The following is a 13,778-nucleotide window of genomic DNA, read 5'->3' on the forward strand; positions in this document are numbered from 1 at the left end:
CGCTCAGCGCCGGCGCGATGCGGGTTGCAGCTCGTGGGTGCCGTAGCTGTTGTCGTCGGGATTAATCGTGACCCCGGGCGCGACGAGCTCGTCGATACGGTCGAGGACCTCGGTCGGCAGTCGCCTGTCCGCGGCGGGCAGGTACGACTCCAGCTGCTCTCTCGTCCGCGGTCCGACGATGGCGGCAGTGACCCCCGGGTGGTTGATCGCGAAGGCGATCGCCAGCTCGATCAGCGTCATGTCGTTGCGCTCGGCCAGCTGGGCGAGCTCTTCGACGATATCGAGCTTGCGCTGATTCGCCGGGCTGCTCATGTCGAACCGGGCGCCGGGCCGCGCCGACGATGTCGGCGAGCCCGGGGCGCTCTTCCGCCACTTCCCCGACAGCCAACCGCCCGACAGCGGACTGTACGTGAGCGTGCCCATCCCGTACCGCTGGGTGGTGGGGAGGATGTCCTCTTCGATGCCACGGACGAGGATCGAGTACGGCGGCTGCTCGGTGACGAAACGTTCGAGGTTGCGTTCCCGCGACGCCCATTGGGCTTCGACGATCTGGGCGCCGGAGAACGACGACGAGCCGATGTAGCGGATCTTGCCCTGATGGACCAGGTCGCTGAGCGCACCGAGCGTCTCCTCGATGTCGACCGTCGGGTCGGGGCGGTGCACCTGGTAGAGGTCGATCCAATCGGTGCCGAGGCGACGGAGGGAATCCTCGACCTCCCGGATGATCCACCGCCGAGACCCGCCGCGGTGATTCGGCTCGTCCCCCATCGGCATGAAGAACTTCGTGGCGAGGACGACGTCGTCGCGACGGCCCCGCAGCGCCTTACCGGTGATCTCCTCGGAGACGCCGGCGGAGTACACGTCGGCGGTGTCGACGAACGTGATGCCGGCGTCCAGGGCACGGTGGATGATGCGGATGCAGTCGGCCTCATCGTCGTTCCCCCAGGGGCCGAACATCATCGTGCCCAGACACAGGGGGCTGACCTGCACGCCGGTGCGTCCGAGCGGGCGATAGTCCATCACGTGGTCTCCTTCTGCGATGCCGGGGTCACGGCTCGCCGTCGCCCCGTCCGTCCGCTGGTCCAGGCGGTGTGTCCGTTTCCGTCCGGGCATCGAGGCGAAGAGTCGACCCGTGGGCGTTCGGGCCGACGACCGGCCCGACGGTCCGCGGCCCGTACCGGTCGTACTTCGCGTGGTAAGCGTCGTCCACCGCCTTCTGAAGAACGGAGTCGCCAGGATCGATCGGCGTGAATGCCACGGCCCGTTCGATTCCACCCGCCTGGATGCGACCGGTGCCCGATCGGACGGCGCGCCGATACCAGGGGTTCCCGGTGCCGTAGGCGGAGCGGACGTAGATGCTGTCCCCCGCGCGGACCGACCAGATGGTCACGTACGGCCGGTCGGTGCCGTCGGGACGCCGCGAGGAGACCCGCAGCTCGTCCGCCCGACCGATGAGGTCGAGCTCGTCAGCGCTCCAGTTGCTCATGGGGGTCCTCTCGGGATGTGAAGTGGCGGGACGCGTTCACGCTAGGGCGTACGGTCGGTGATCGGGAAGGGGTAGCGCGACCTCTGCCCGCGCATCTCCCGCGCGAGGGCGCGTGGGGAGCAGGCCGAAAGGGCACCGCGGTGTGCGGGTGCGAGGAGACGAACGGCTCAGACGTACTGGAGGGTCGCGGCACGGGCGATGGAGCGCGAGCGGATGTCATCCCAGTTGAGGACGACCACTCCGTGCGAGCCGGACGGGTCGTCGGAGCGCTCGCGCAGCCGATCGAACAGTGCACGCCCGTTTTCGCAGCGCGAGACATCCAGCAGAGTGACCTCCACGTCGCGACCGGCCGCGCGCTCGAGTTCGGAGTGAAGACGAGTGGCCAGGGCGGAGGCGAGGCGGTCGAAGTAGCGCACCATGTGCGGATCCAAGGTGGTAGCGATCACCGCGTGGCGGACGGCGCCGCCGTGCCGGACCGTTTCGGCCGCGAGCTGCCCGGCGATCTTCAGCCGGGCTTTCGCCACCCCTCGCGAGGCGACATCGCGCAGGTCCACCCCGACGACGACCGTACGGGCATCGGCGGGAACGCGGCTCTCGGGAGCGCCGCCGGTGAGATAGGCCACGCCGTCGCCGGCGGAACACTCGCGGAGCGTGTCGAGCACGTCTCCCATCAAGATCATCGGGCGGACCATGTCGGGCTCTCTCCGTGGGCGGGACGACCCCGGAGGATCGCCGTCGGCCGGACTGTCCGGCGCAACGCTGCTGACGGAGGGCGAGCCTACTCCCGGTTCGCGAGGATGCCGCGACCCACGCGCTCTTCACGCGGAACGGTAAACCTCCACGCTGTCCGGTCGCTCGCGTGCGGCGAGCACGACCGCGAGGATACCGAGCCCCAGGGTGTGCGCCAGGAATCCCAGCATCCCGAGGGCGGCGAAAGGAGCGTAGAAGGCCTGGATCCCGGCGGCGCCGGTGGCGGTGAACAGGATCTGCGGGATCGCCCACACCGCCGCCTGAAGGAGAAGCACGGCCAGCGGCGCCCAGCACCACGGCGACGGCACGGTGCCGGCCCGCGCGATCCGCATCGCGGCGATCAGGCCGGCCCCGACCGGCACGATCAGCGAGATGTAACCGTAGACGGCCCAGCTGCCGGTCTCTGAGGAGAGTTGCGTCGACAGCAGCCCGCCCACCAGGGTGTCCGCGAGCGGCCACACCGCGACGATGGACAGGGCTGTGACGCCGAGCGGGCCGCGCGCCACAACGCTCGCCGCCTGTGAGGCACCGACGGCGAAGAGCAGGACAGCCGCCGCGTAGATGACGTCGGCCGTCATGGCGACGCCCCACACCGCTCCCGGAGACCCCGCCAGGCTGGAGCGGAGCGCGCCGAGGACCCCGCAGGCGAGGAGGCCCGCCCCGCCGACGACCCATGTCCGGCGGCGGCTTCGCATGCGGCCAGGGTAGCGCTGCACCGCCACCGGAGTGCGCAGCCCCTCCACATCGAGCATGATTGTCATGACACCTCCGCCGATCAAGGGAAACCCCATGTCCCGACCCACCGTGCTGTTCGTGTGCGTGCACAACGCCGGACGCTCGCAGATGGCCGCGGGCTACCTCGAAGCACTCGCCGGCGACCGGATCGACGTGCGATCGGCCGGGTCCGAACCGAAGGACGCGGTCAACCCGACCGCCGTTCAGGCGATGGCGGAGGAAGGGATCGACATCGCAGCGAACGCCCCGAAGATCCTCACGGTCGACGCCGTACGCGAATCCGATGTCGTGATCACCATGGGATGCGGCGACGCCTGCCCGATCTTTCCCGGCAAGCGATACGAAGACTGGGTACTCGACGACCCGGCAGGCCAGGAACTCGACGCGGTGCGCCGCATCCGCGACGACATCCGCTCCCGCGTCGAGGCCCTGATCGGCGACCTGACGGCCTGACCCGCCGGACCCCCGGCCCCTCCCCCCTTCCAGGAGCACGATGACCGCTGTCGTTCCGGCGCAGGATGCTGCCGCCCGGTACCGCATCGAACCCACGGTGTGGCAGGCCGTGCGGAGCCCTCGCCTGCTCACCCGCGAGGTGCTGGCGGGGCTCGTGGTCGCCATCGCCCTGATCCCGGAGGCGATCGCCTTCTCGATCATCGCGGGGGTGGACCCGCGGTACGGGCTGTTCTCTTCGTTCGTCATGGCCGTCGCCATCGCCTTCCTCGGTGGACGCCCGGCGATGATCACCGCAGCGACCGGCGCCGTCGCTCTGGTCATCGCGCCTGTGGCGCGCGAGTACGGCATCGACTACTTCATCGCGACGGTTCTGCTGGGAGGTGTCATCCAGCTCGTGCTCGCCGCGCTCGGTGTGGCGAGGCTCATGCGGTTCATCCCCCGCAGCGTCATGGTCGGCTTCGTCAACGCGCTGGCGATCCTCATCTTCGTCTCCCAGGTGCCCCACCTCATCGACGTGCCGTGGCTGGTCTACCCGCTCGTGGCCGCGGGCCTGGCGATCATGTACCTCATGCCGCGCGTGACGAAGGCGGTGCCGGCGCCGCTCGTGGCGATCGTGCTGCTGACCGGCGCGGTGGTGCTCCTGGGCTGGAGCGTGCCGACCGTCGGCGATCAGGGGGAGCTCCCCACGAGCCTGCCCTCTCTGTTCCTCCCCGATGTCCCGCTCACCTGGGAGACGCTGGGCATCATCGGCCCGTTCGCTGCGGCGATGGCGATCGTCGGTCTCCTGGAGTCTCTGATGACCGCGAAGCTCGTCGATGACATCACCGACACGCATTCGCGCAAGACCCGCGAGGCGCTCGGCCAAGGCACCGCCAACATCCTCTCCGGCCTGTTCGGCGGCATGGGCGGTTGCGCGATGATCGGTCAGACGATGATCAACGTGAAGGCGTCCGGTGCCCGGACCCGCATATCGACGTTCCTCGCCGGGGTCTTCCTGCTGATCCTGGTCGTGGCCCTCGGTGACATCGTGGCGATCATCCCGATGGCGGCGCTGGTGGCCGTCATGATCGTCGTCTCCGCGGCCACCTTCGACTGGCACAGCATCCGCCCCTCCACGCTTCGCCGCCTGCCGAAGAGCGAGACCGCCGTGATGGTGGTGACGGTCGCGGTCACCGTCTGGACGCACAATCTCGCCCTCGGGGTGGGCGCGGGCGTCGTGGCGGCCATGCTGCTGTTCGCCCGGCGGGTCGCGCACTTCACCACGGTCACGCGCGACGTCACCGACGGAGATCGACCGACGGCGCGCTACACCGTCGACGGCGAGCTCTTCTTCGCCTCCAGCAACGACCTCACAACCCAGTTCGACTACACCCGCGATCCCGACCGCGTGATCATCGATCTCTCCCGTTCACACGTGTGGGACGCGTCGACCGTTGCTGCGCTCGACGCCATCCAGACGAAGTACGAACGCTTGGGGACGACCGTCACCTTCGAGGGGATGAACGCCGCGACGAGCGGATTCCACGGGCGACTCACCGGTGGGCTCGGCGCCGAGCACTGACCCGCGGATGCGAAGGCACACCCTCGTCATTCCTCGAACGGGGGAAGGTGCGGGATGGGGTTCGGCCGCGTCGACCGCGGCACGACGGCCGGACGATCCACCGGGCCGGTGGGCAACGGGAACCGGGTTCGCACGTCGATGCCTTCACGAAACCGCCGCCCGGTGATCGACGATGGTGTGACGCGGATGTAGAACGGCTTCGCCGCCGGGCTCGCCGTGCTCAGCTGCGCAACGCCGCTGCGGCGGATCTCCTCATCGATGACCACCTGGACCGCATCGCCTCGCACCAGAACGCTCCAGTGAAGGTCGTGCTCATTGCCGTCGGCTTCGAAGGCGACGGTCGGGCGCGCCCGGATGTGGCGCAGCTTGCTGTCGTTGGCAGTGCGGATGTAGAGCAGTCCCTCGCTGGTGAGGAAGTTCACGGGAAACAATTCCGGCTCGCCTGACGCGTCGAGCAGAGCCAGTCGCCCCATGCGCGTCCCTTCGAGATGGCCCCAGCACTGCGCCGCGCTCAGTTTCTCGACGGCGCCGTCGGCCGGTACGGGGAGGAAATTGACCATGTCCGCCTCCTTCATCGCTGCTCTCGGCTGTGGTCCCTGGGGGAAATCTACGTCGCCTCGCTCCGTCCCGCCACCGCTTGCGCCCGCGGCATCCTTCCGTCCCGCAACCGACGCCGGAAGAACGCCACCAGAGCGACCATCGCCACCAGCTCCACCACGGTCTGCGTCACCACCACGAGCGGAGCGAGCTGCAATGCCGACGGCAGGGCGAGAGCAAGCGGAAGCACCACGAGGGAGTTGCGGGTCACACCACCGAAGACAATGGCCGTGCGGCCGGGCCTCTCCAGTCCGACCGCGCGGCCGGCGAGTGCTCCCACAGGCGCCATCACGACGATGAATGCGACGAAGATCGGCACGGCAGCGACCACCGAAGCGAAAGCTCCCCCCACCCGAGCGATCTGTGAACCGATCACGACCACGAGCGTGAGCATCATCAGCGGCACCATCAGGTGGATGGCGCCGGCGGAAAGGCGCCGCGCCGGGCCGAAGCGGACGGCGGTGACCTGGGAGAGAACGGCCAGGACGAGGGGCACGACGATGAGACCGACGAACGCCGCAACGAAGGGGGCCACCTCGATCGCGGCTGCCGCCGCCGGTCCGGCCATGAGCCACAGGTAAGCCGGGAGAAGCGCGAGCTGGGCCACCATGAGCAGCGGCGTGGCCGCCAGAAGCCGCTCGCGATCACCTCCGGCGAGGCCGGCGAACACGATGACGTAGTCGACGCAGGGGGTGAGGAGGACGAGGAGGACGCCCACGAGCAGGGCCGGGTCGGCCGCGACGAACCTGCTGAGCCCGAAGACAACGGCCGGCACGACGACGAAGTTCACGATGAGGAGGACACCGAGGAAACGGAGGTCGGCGAAGCTGCGGGCGACTCGTCCGAACGGGACCGAGAGGAACGTGACATACAAGAGCGCCGCGAGCACCGGTGTGATCGCATGCTCGAGGGGCGAAGCCGCCGCCGGCAGCGCGAGGCCCAGTACGGCCCCGAGGGCGATCGCGAGCAGGGAGAGCGCGACTTGACGCGCGCCCATCCACTCGATCACCCGCCGCATGGCCCCATCCTCACCGCTCCGGGGCTCCTCGTGCGAATGCGGCGGGACGTGGGCGGTCTCGGACTCCGGCATGTCGGTGTGCCGGCGCGGCGGTTCACACGCCGTTCACCGCTCGATGATGAGGTCGTGACGTGCACCATCCCGTAGGCGAGGTGTTCGGCGCCTTTCTGAAGCTGGGCCTCACTTCTTTCGGCGGTCCGATCGCCCACCTGGGGTACTTCCGCGACGAACTCGTGACGCGTCGGGGATGGGTCACCGACGAGCAGTACGCCGACGTCGTGGCGCTCGGGCAGTTCCTGCCGGGCCCGGCCTCCAGCCAGGTCGGATTCGCCCTCGGGATGCTGCGGGCCGGGTGGCTGGGCGCCCTGGCGGCATTCGTGGGCTTCACCCTGCCCTCGGCGGCGCTCATGGTGGCGGTCGCGGCAGGCGCGACCTCTCTGACCGGGGTGGTCGCGGCGGGCGTGGTCGAGGGACTCACGATCGTGGCGGTTGCCATCGTCGCGCACGCGGTGTGGGGGATGGCGCGCACGCTGACGCCGGACCGGCCGCGCGCCACGATCGCTTTGGGCGCGGCCGTCCTCGCGCTCCTGCTGGGTGGTTCGATCGGGCAGATCCTCGCGATCATCCTCGGCGCAGCAGCCGGGCTGCTGTTCTGCCGGCACGACGGCGCATCAGCGGGAACGCCCGGTGTGCGGTTTCCCGTGTCGCGCGCGGCGGGCATCGTGTGCCTGGCTGCCTTCGGGGTCCTGCTGATCGGGCTGCCTCTCGTCGCCTCGTTCACGAGAGGTGCCGACGTGGGTTTGTTCGCGGCCTTCTTCCAGGCGGGCGCGCTGGTCTTCGGCGGTGGACACGTCGTCCTGCCTCTCCTCGAGTCGGCCATGGTGCAGACCGAACAGGTGAGCGTGGACCAGCTCCTGACGGGGTACGGGGCCGTCCAGGCCGTTCCGGGTCCGCTGTTCACCTTCGCCGCATACCTGGGGGCGCTCGCCGATGGCGGCCCCGGCGGCATCCCCGGCGCCGCGATCGCCACGGTGGGGATCTTCCTTCCGGGCTTCCTGCTCCTGACCGGGGTGCTGCCGTTCTGGAACGCGCTACGCCGGCGGTGGTGGGCGGAGCCGTCGCTGCGAGGCGCGAATGCGGCGGTCGTGGGGATTCTCGCGGCTGCCCTGTACACACCGGTGTTCACCACCGCGATCACCGGTGTCTCCGAGTTCGCGCTCGCCCTGCTCTGCTTCGTACTGCTCACCGTGTGCCGGCTCCCACCCTGGGCGGTGGTGGTGTTCGGAGGGGCCGGGGGCGGCGTGATCCTCGGTCTGCTCCCCCACTGACGGCGGCGGCCTGTGACGGGCCGGTACCCCTCTCTAGGCGATCCCGACCTCCGTCGCGCGCGACGCCGCCTCGCGTGCCCCGCCGTCGAACGGGTCACCGTGGCCCGGAAGGACCAGCCGCGCATCGGTGGCACCGAGGGCGCGCAAAGCAGCGAGAGCGGAAGCTCCGTCGGCCGTCGCGGCACGGGCGACGACGCGCGGACCGGTCTCGCCGGTATAGGGGTCGTACGTCACCAGCGCATCGCCGGAGAACAGGATGCCTCGATCGGGCAGGAAGAACGCACAGTGGCCGTACGTGTGGCCGGGCGACCAGACGGGGACGAGGCCCCCCGGCGTAGACGCGCCCTCGCCCGGGAGGACGTCGCCGTGCGCGTCGACACCATGCACTCCGAGGGCGCCGGCACCCACCATCCGCGCGAGAACGGGGAGGGCACCGGGGTGACGAGCGGGGTAGAGGAATCGCGGCCGCTCGTGGGCGTAGCGGTACGGATGCCGAGCCAGACGCACGTCTTTCTCGTGGATGTGCAGGGGCACGTGATGATCGTGCAACAGGCGGTCGCACATCCCGACGTGGTCGAAGTGCCCATGGGTCAGGTAGACCGAGGCGAGGTCGTCGGGGGTCAGCCCCAGCGACTGCAGCGCCTGGCGCAGGAGCGGCCAGCTTCTCGGCAGGCCCGCGTCTATCAGCACCGGACCGTCGCCGGTTTCGACCACATAACAGTTGACTGCGGCGCGGCTGATGCGGACGACGCCGTCGGCGACAGGGAACACGCCATCGGGGTTTCGAGCCATGCCGGACACTGTGCGCCACCGGAGTGTGCCGCGCGGACGGGGTTGCCAGCATCGGGACGTCCTGGTAGCGACGACGCGCGGCAGGCGTGTCCCCTCCCCCTCGTGTCAAGCCTCTCGGACGGCGGGGACCCGCGCCTTAGCGTCACCCCGAACGAGGAGGTGCATCGGCGTATGCGCAGAAGCGGTCGGGTGGTTGTCATCGTCGGTGCGTCGCGCGGCATGGGGCGCGCCGCGGCGTACCGGTTCGCGCGCCGATCGGCGCGTCTGGTTCTCGTCGCCCGCGACGAAGCCGCCCTTCTCGAGGCGGCCGCGGAATGCCGCGCGCTCGGTGCTCAGGTCCTCGTCATCCCCGGAGACGTCACGGTGGAAGGCACCGCCGCCGAGGTGGTCACCCGCGCGGTCGAGCGCTTCGGTTGCGTCGATGTGTGGATCGGCGCCGTCGGGGCGCTGGTCTACGGACGTGTCGAGCAGACCCCCACCGACGTCTATCGGCGGGTCTTCGAGACGAATGTCGTTGCGCAGATCGACGGCGTTCGCGCGGTGCTCCCGCAGCTGCGGGCACAAGGATCGGGCCGGATCATCCTCATCGGGTCCCTGTTCTCCGTGGTGACCGCTCCCTACGCATCCGCCTACGCGGCGAGCAAGTTCGCGCTGCTGGGGTTCACGCGCTCGCTGCAGCAGGAGCTCCTCGGGTCGCCCGGCATCGAGGTGCGCATGGTGCTTCCCGCCAGCATCGATACGCCGATCTATCAGCGGGCGAGCAACTTCACCGGTCGCGCGCCGCGGCCGCTGCCACCTGTCACGTCTCCCTACCGCGTGGCGCGCGTGATCGAGCGGTCCTCGCGCGGCCTCGGTCCCCGCGTAGCCACGGTGGGGCGGGTGCAGTCATCCATGATCCTCCTCGCCAGGGCGCTCCCCCGGGTGTACGACCGCGTCATCCTCGTCCTCGTGGAAACGCTCGGCCTCTCGCGGGATCCGGCTCCCGACTCGCTCGGGGCACTGCAGTCGGCCCAGCCGGGCCCCAGCACCGTCACGGGTGGGTGGCGCTCTCCGCGCCGGCGGGCGATGCTCGCGGCGAGCGCAGCGCTCGGCGCCGCCGCACTGTGGGGACGACGGCGCCGCGGCTGACGCCCACACCCCCGCTTCGTGTCTCGGGACGGGCGTCCGTTGTCAAGGGCCCCCGGCCTCTGCCCTCCGCGGGAGAGAGTGAGGATGTCGCGTCCACGTCCGAACGGAGAATCTGTGTCCGTCGTCGAATTCGCCCCCTCCACCCTCGCCGTCCCGTTCTCCGCACGGGGCCCCCTCAGCGAAGCGGTGCTGCGCCGCCTCACCGGCGAGGATGCGGGGAACGAGCACACCGATCGCGCGGCCGAGGCGCTCGCCCGCTCGACCGTGATCGCCCAGGACGATGACATCCAGCTCGCCCTGTTCGCCCTGTACGCGTCCGCTTACGGCTCGATCGACGGGTTCTCCGCCGACCTCGAGTGGGATCCCGAGCTCGTCCGCACACGGCGGCTGCTGGAGGAGGCGTTCGAAGCGGAGCTGCGCTCGACCGTCGACGTTCCGGTGACCCCGGAAGCGTCAGCGGATGCCGTGGCCCGGCTGCTGTTCGAGATGACGTCGGCCGACGCCGGCCCGAGCCTCTCGCGGTACCTCTACAAGAAGGCTACGAAGGAGCAGGCCCAGGAGTTCCTGATCCAGCGCTCGATCTACACGCTGCGCGAAGCCGATCCGCACTCGTGGGCCATCCCGCGGCTGACCGGACGCCCGAAGGCCGCACTCGTCGAGATTCAGTCGGACGAGTACGGCGGCGGCCGGCCGGAGCGCGTCCACGCCGCCATCTTCGCGGCGGCGATGCGGGGAGCCGGCCTCGACGACACGTACGGTACCTACGTCGACCGCGTGCCGGCGGTCACGCTCGCCTCCCACAACGTGATGTCGATGTTCGGGCTCAACCGCCGCCTTCTGGGCGCCGTGGTGGGCCACCTCGCCGCGTTCGAGATGACGTCGTCCATCCCGAACGCCAAGTACGCCGACGGACTGCGCCGGCTGGGATACGGGGCAGAGGTGACCGACTACTTCGACGAGCACGTCGAAGCCGACGCCGTGCACGAGCAGATCGCCGGACGCGACATGGCCGGCGCGCTGGCGGAGGACCGTCCCGACCTGCTTCCCGACATCCTCTTCGGTGCCGCCGCCTGTATGGTCGCAGACGAGTGGGTCGGCGCCCACATGATGGAGGCGTGGTCCCGGTCGGAGACCTCCCTGCGAGGCCCGGAATGACCGACGACCGAGTCACCATCACCGCCTACCCCGACGGCCCGCTGCTGCTGCGCGGCGACGTCGACCTGCGCACCGCCGAAGGCCACCCCATCCCCCGCAAGCGCCGGACGGTGGCACTGTGCCGGTGCGGGCTGTCGGCGATCAAGCCATTCTGCGACGGGACCCACAAGGCCGCTGGATTCCGCACGGACGAATGAACCGCTCCCCGCGGCTGACCGCGGAGTATGTCCTTCCACTCAAGTGGAATGACGATGCCGCGCTGGACGAGCTGACCGCGTATCTGCGGGGGCTCAGCGCGGCGGTGGATGTCACCGTGGTCGACGGGTCGGATCCGTCGAGCTTCTCCGCGCACGCCGCCGCGTGGGGTGGGATGGTGCGCCATCTGCCCGTCAGCGAACGCTCGGGGGCGAACGGCAAGGTGCGCGGGGTTCTCACCGGGGTGCGCGCCGCTCGACACGAGCGCATCGTGCTCGCCGACGACGACGTCCGGTACGACCAGGCGGTCCTCGCGGCAGTCGTCGGGTCGCTTGATCACGCGGAACTGGTGAAGCCGCAGAACCACTTCCGTCCTCTGCCGTGGCACGCTCGCTGGGACACCGCTCGCACTCTCCTGAACCGCGCGCTGGGTGCCGACTACCCGGGGACCTACGGGGTGCGCCAGTCGGCGTTGCTCGCCACCGGCGGCTATGACGGCGACGTCCTCTTCGAGAATCTGGAGATGGAGCGCACCATCCGCGCGGCGGGGGGACGCGTCGCCGCCCGCGACGACATCTTCGTCGTCCGGCGGCCGCCGTCTTCGCGGCTCTTCCTGTCGCAGCGCGTGCGCCAGGCCTATGACAGCCTCGCTCAGCCCGGACGCTTCGCCGCGGAACTCGCCATCCTCCCCGCGCTGCTCTCCGCCGCGAGGCGGCCGCTGCGCCTGGTCGCGGGAGCGACAGCGCTCGTGGCCCTGGCCGAGTTCGGCCGCCGTCGGCGCGGGGGGCGCGCGGTGTTCCCGGCATCGAGCGCGTTATGGGCTCCCCTGTGGGCGGTGGAGCGGGGCGTCACGGCGTGGCTCGCGTTGCTCCTGCGCGTCGGAGGCGGCGTGCGTTACTCGGGCCGGCGCCTCTCGCGCGCCGCAACCCCCGCGCGCGTGCTCCGGGCACGGCACGGGAATGCGATCACCCCGGGAGAGGACCCTACGGCTCCAGCACGACCTTGATGCAGCCGTCGGCCTTGCGCTGGAAGGTGTCGTAGAGCGCAGCCGCGTCCTCCAGCGGCGCCCGGTGCGTGACCAGGCGTTCGGTGCCGAGCGGGTCGGCGGGATCTTCGACCAGCGGAAGCAGGTCGTCGATCCAGCGCTTGACGTTGCACTGCCCCATCCGGAGCGTCAGTTGCTTGTCGAACATCGTCTTCATGGGAAGGATGTCGGCGTCACCGGCATACACGCCGCTGATGGACACGGTGCCGCCACGGCGCACCATGTCGATGGAGGAGTGCAGCGCCGCCAGCCGATCAATGCCTGCCTTCTCCATGAGCGGCCGCGCCAGGACGTCGGGAAGCACCCCGATGGCCTGGTGGGCAAGGTGAACGCCGGGACTTCCGTGCGCCTCGAGGCCCACCGCGTCGATGACGGCGTCCGCGCCGCGTCCTTCGGTGGCCTCGCGGATGCGCTCGACCGCCGCCTCATCCCCCCACGCCTCCACCCCGAACCGCGCTGCCATCTCGCGCCGCTCCGGTACGGGGTCGATGCCGATCACCCGGTGCCCCCGGTACACGCCGATCCGCGAGGCGAACTGCCCGACCGGGCCGAGGCCCATCACGACGAGCGTGCCGTTCTCCGGCAGGTTCGCGTACTCGACGCCCTGCCAGGCCGTCGGGAGGATGTCACTGAGGAAGAGGTACCGATCGTCGGGGAGCTCCTTGCCCACGAGCACGGTGTTGTACTCGGCGAGCGGCACCCGCAGCATCCCCGCCTGTCCCCCTGGGACCTGTCCGTAGAGCTTCGTATAGCCGAAGAGGGATGCACCCGAACCGTACTCCGTGACCTGCGTCGTCTCGCACTGCGACTGCAGCCCGCGACGGCACATGAAGCAGTGCCCGCAGGAAATGTTGAACGGCACCACCACCCGATCGCCGGGGACGAGGGTGGTCACATCCGCGCCGACTTCTTCCACGATGCCCATCGCCTCGTGGCCGAGAATGTCGCCCGCGTCCAGGAACGGCCCGAACACTTCATACAGGTGGAGGTCCGACCCGCAGATCGCCGTCGAGGTGATGCGCACGATCGCATCGGTGGGTTCCTGGATGCGGGGGTCAGGTGCATCCTGCACGGAGACCTTGCGCTTGCCCTGCCACGTCAGTGCTCTCATGCCGTTCCGCTCCCTTGACTCGCGGGGCGCGATCCGGCGCGCCCCGTCATGCTGAGCTTCGCGGGCATGCCGGTGTGGGGCGCGGGGATTGACAGCGTTCGAACAGAGGCAGTACGCGGATGCTGCTTCAGCCGGCGGCGAGCGCGCGCCTGTCCAGGGTTGGGGATGCTGTCAACCCCGTCCTTCCCGCCGGTGACCTGCGGTGCGATGGAATCCCGACGAAAGGAAAGCGGAATGTCCGATCCCGCCGCACCGCAGAACCCCGAGAGCGAACTCCGCACGGACTCCGGGTACCCGAACCGTGACCGCGCAGACCTCGCCGACCAGGCGCCGGCGCTGGCCGACGACGAAGCGATCGCCGAACACCTCGCCGAAGGCGACGACCCCGACGACCACGACGACCCCACCGCGGCGCAGTGAGTCG

The 13,778-nt window shown here is 70.0% G+C and carries 16 protein-coding genes; 8 read left to right on the forward strand and 8 right to left on the reverse strand.

The annotated features are described in order from the left end of the window. Positions 1-3 precede the first annotated feature (3 nt). The 4 genes from AC4FS2_RS10545 to AC4FS2_RS10560 form a co-directional block, all read right to left on the reverse strand. The gene (locus tag AC4FS2_RS10545) at positions 4-1,020 is read right to left on the reverse strand and encodes an aldo/keto reductase (protein WP_491157084.1); all 1,017 of its coding nucleotides are present in this window, start codon (positions 1,018-1,020) and stop codon (positions 4-6) included. A gap of 28 nt (positions 1,021-1,048) precedes the next feature. Next, the gene (locus tag AC4FS2_RS10550; protein WP_491156851.1) at positions 1,049-1,486 is read right to left on the reverse strand and encodes a DUF2255 family protein; all 438 of its coding nucleotides are present in this window, start codon (positions 1,484-1,486) and stop codon (positions 1,049-1,051) included. 167 nt (positions 1,487-1,653) lie between these two features. Beyond that, positions 1,654-2,166, reverse strand: coding sequence for a hypothetical protein (locus tag AC4FS2_RS10555; RefSeq protein WP_491156853.1), 513 nt, complete (start codon positions 2,164-2,166; stop codon positions 1,654-1,656). Between the two features lie 138 nt (positions 2,167-2,304). Beyond that, on the reverse strand, positions 2,305-2,997 hold the full coding sequence (locus AC4FS2_RS10560) for a hypothetical protein (RefSeq protein ID WP_491156855.1): 693 nt from the start codon (positions 2,995-2,997) through the stop codon (positions 2,305-2,307). Positions 2,998-3,025: 28 nt separating this feature from the next. Here AC4FS2_RS10560 and AC4FS2_RS10565 point away from each other — a divergent pair, with 28 nt between their 5' ends. Together AC4FS2_RS10565 and AC4FS2_RS10570 are read left to right on the forward strand one after the other, a co-directional pair. Beyond that, positions 3,026-3,424, forward strand: coding sequence for an arsenate reductase ArsC (locus AC4FS2_RS10565; protein ID WP_491156857.1), 399 nt, complete (start codon positions 3,026-3,028; stop codon positions 3,422-3,424). A gap of 40 nt (positions 3,425-3,464) precedes the next feature. Further along, the gene (locus tag AC4FS2_RS10570) at positions 3,465-4,985 is read left to right on the forward strand and encodes a SulP family inorganic anion transporter (protein WP_491156859.1); all 1,521 of its coding nucleotides are present in this window, start codon (positions 3,465-3,467) and stop codon (positions 4,983-4,985) included. A gap of 26 nt (positions 4,986-5,011) precedes the next feature. On the opposite strand, the gene AC4FS2_RS10575 is transcribed toward AC4FS2_RS10570, so the two are convergent. Beyond that, on the reverse strand, positions 5,012-5,545 hold the full coding sequence (locus tag AC4FS2_RS10575) for a pyridoxamine 5'-phosphate oxidase family protein (protein WP_491156861.1): 534 nt from the start codon (positions 5,543-5,545) through the stop codon (positions 5,012-5,014). Between the two features lie 47 nt (positions 5,546-5,592). Further along, positions 5,593-6,600, reverse strand: coding sequence for an arsenic resistance protein (locus tag AC4FS2_RS10580; RefSeq protein WP_491156863.1), 1,008 nt, complete (start codon positions 6,598-6,600; stop codon positions 5,593-5,595). 131 nt (positions 6,601-6,731) lie between these two features. On the opposite strand from AC4FS2_RS10580, the gene chrA reads away from it, so the two are divergent. Continuing rightward, entirely contained in the window at positions 6,732-7,928 is a 1,197-nt protein-coding gene (chrA, locus tag AC4FS2_RS10585) for a chromate efflux transporter (protein WP_491156865.1), read from the forward strand. A 33-nt stretch (positions 7,929-7,961) separates the two neighbouring features. Here the strand turns inward: chrA and AC4FS2_RS10590 are convergent, their stop codons facing one another. After that, positions 7,962-8,720 (reverse strand): MBL fold metallo-hydrolase, encoded by a 759-nt coding sequence (locus AC4FS2_RS10590; protein ID WP_491156867.1) that lies wholly within the window; start codon positions 8,718-8,720, stop codon positions 7,962-7,964. Between the two features lie 189 nt (positions 8,721-8,909). On the opposite strand from AC4FS2_RS10590, the gene AC4FS2_RS10595 reads away from it, so the two are divergent. The 4 genes from AC4FS2_RS10595 (at position 8,910) to AC4FS2_RS10610 (ending at position 12,204) form a co-directional block, all read left to right on the forward strand. Then, entirely contained in the window at positions 8,910-9,848 is a 939-nt protein-coding gene (locus tag AC4FS2_RS10595) for an SDR family NAD(P)-dependent oxidoreductase (protein ID WP_491156869.1), read from the forward strand. Between the two features lie 114 nt (positions 9,849-9,962). Next, positions 9,963-11,003 carry an iron-containing redox enzyme family protein gene (locus AC4FS2_RS10600; RefSeq protein WP_491156871.1) on the forward strand — a complete coding sequence of 347 codons (1,041 nt, stop codon included), beginning with the start codon at positions 9,963-9,965 and terminating at the stop codon, positions 11,001-11,003. Beyond that, positions 11,000-11,200 (forward strand): CDGSH iron-sulfur domain-containing protein, encoded by a 201-nt coding sequence (locus tag AC4FS2_RS10605; protein WP_491156872.1) that lies wholly within the window; start codon positions 11,000-11,002, stop codon positions 11,198-11,200. Before AC4FS2_RS10600 ends, AC4FS2_RS10605 begins: the two co-directional genes overlap by 4 nt. Beyond that, positions 11,197-12,204 (forward strand): glycosyltransferase family 2 protein, encoded by a 1,008-nt coding sequence (locus tag AC4FS2_RS10610; protein ID WP_491156874.1) that lies wholly within the window; start codon positions 11,197-11,199, stop codon positions 12,202-12,204. Before AC4FS2_RS10605 ends, AC4FS2_RS10610 begins: the two co-directional genes overlap by 4 nt. Here the strand turns inward: AC4FS2_RS10610 and AC4FS2_RS10615 are convergent. Beyond that, entirely contained in the window at positions 12,182-13,354 is a 1,173-nt protein-coding gene (locus AC4FS2_RS10615; protein ID WP_491156876.1) for an alcohol dehydrogenase catalytic domain-containing protein, read from the reverse strand. The two genes, AC4FS2_RS10610 and AC4FS2_RS10615, sit on opposite strands and share 23 nt — an antisense overlap. A 234-nt stretch (positions 13,355-13,588) precedes the next feature. Between AC4FS2_RS10615 and AC4FS2_RS10620 the strand changes: the two genes are divergently transcribed. Further along, positions 13,589-13,774 (forward strand): hypothetical protein, encoded by a 186-nt coding sequence (locus AC4FS2_RS10620; protein ID WP_491156878.1) that lies wholly within the window; start codon positions 13,589-13,591, stop codon positions 13,772-13,774. Positions 13,775-13,778: the final 4 nt, after the last annotated feature.

The sequence above is a fragment of the Microbacterium sp. Z10_103 genome, assembly GCF_058310455.1.

Bases quoted from the DNA above. Each gene is read 5' to 3' on its own strand.
- AC4FS2_RS10565 (WP_491156857.1), top strand. From the start codon at position 3,026: ATGTCCCGACCCACCGTGCTGTTCGTGTGCGTGCACAACGCCGGACGC.
- AC4FS2_RS10620 (WP_491156878.1), top strand. From the start codon at position 13,589: ATGTCCGATCCCGCCGCACCGCAGAACCCCGAGAGCGAACTCCGCACG.
- AC4FS2_RS10570 (WP_491156859.1), top strand. From the start codon at position 3,465: ATGACCGCTGTCGTTCCGGCGCAGGATGCTGCCGCCCGGTACCGCATC.
- AC4FS2_RS10560 (WP_491156855.1), bottom strand. From the start codon at position 2,997: ATGACAATCATGCTCGATGTGGAGGGGCTGCGCACTCCGGTGGCGGTG.
- AC4FS2_RS10550 (WP_491156851.1), bottom strand. From the start codon at position 1,486: ATGAGCAACTGGAGCGCTGACGAGCTCGACCTCATCGGTCGGGCGGAC.
- AC4FS2_RS10605 (WP_491156872.1), top strand. From the start codon at position 11,000: ATGACCGACGACCGAGTCACCATCACCGCCTACCCCGACGGCCCGCTG.
- AC4FS2_RS10610 (WP_491156874.1), top strand. From the start codon at position 11,197: ATGAACCGCTCCCCGCGGCTGACCGCGGAGTATGTCCTTCCACTCAAG.
- AC4FS2_RS10580 (WP_491156863.1), bottom strand. From the start codon at position 6,600: ATGCGGCGGGTGATCGAGTGGATGGGCGCGCGTCAAGTCGCGCTCTCC.
- AC4FS2_RS10545 (WP_491157084.1), bottom strand. From the start codon at position 1,020: ATGGACTATCGCCCGCTCGGACGCACCGGCGTGCAGGTCAGCCCCCTG.
- AC4FS2_RS10590 (WP_491156867.1), bottom strand. From the start codon at position 8,720: ATGGCTCGAAACCCCGATGGCGTGTTCCCTGTCGCCGACGGCGTCGTC.
- AC4FS2_RS10615 (WP_491156876.1), bottom strand. From the start codon at position 13,354: ATGAGAGCACTGACGTGGCAGGGCAAGCGCAAGGTCTCCGTGCAGGAT.
- AC4FS2_RS10575 (WP_491156861.1), bottom strand. From the start codon at position 5,545: ATGGTCAATTTCCTCCCCGTACCGGCCGACGGCGCCGTCGAGAAACTG.
- AC4FS2_RS10555 (WP_491156853.1), bottom strand. From the start codon at position 2,166: ATGATCTTGATGGGAGACGTGCTCGACACGCTCCGCGAGTGTTCCGCC.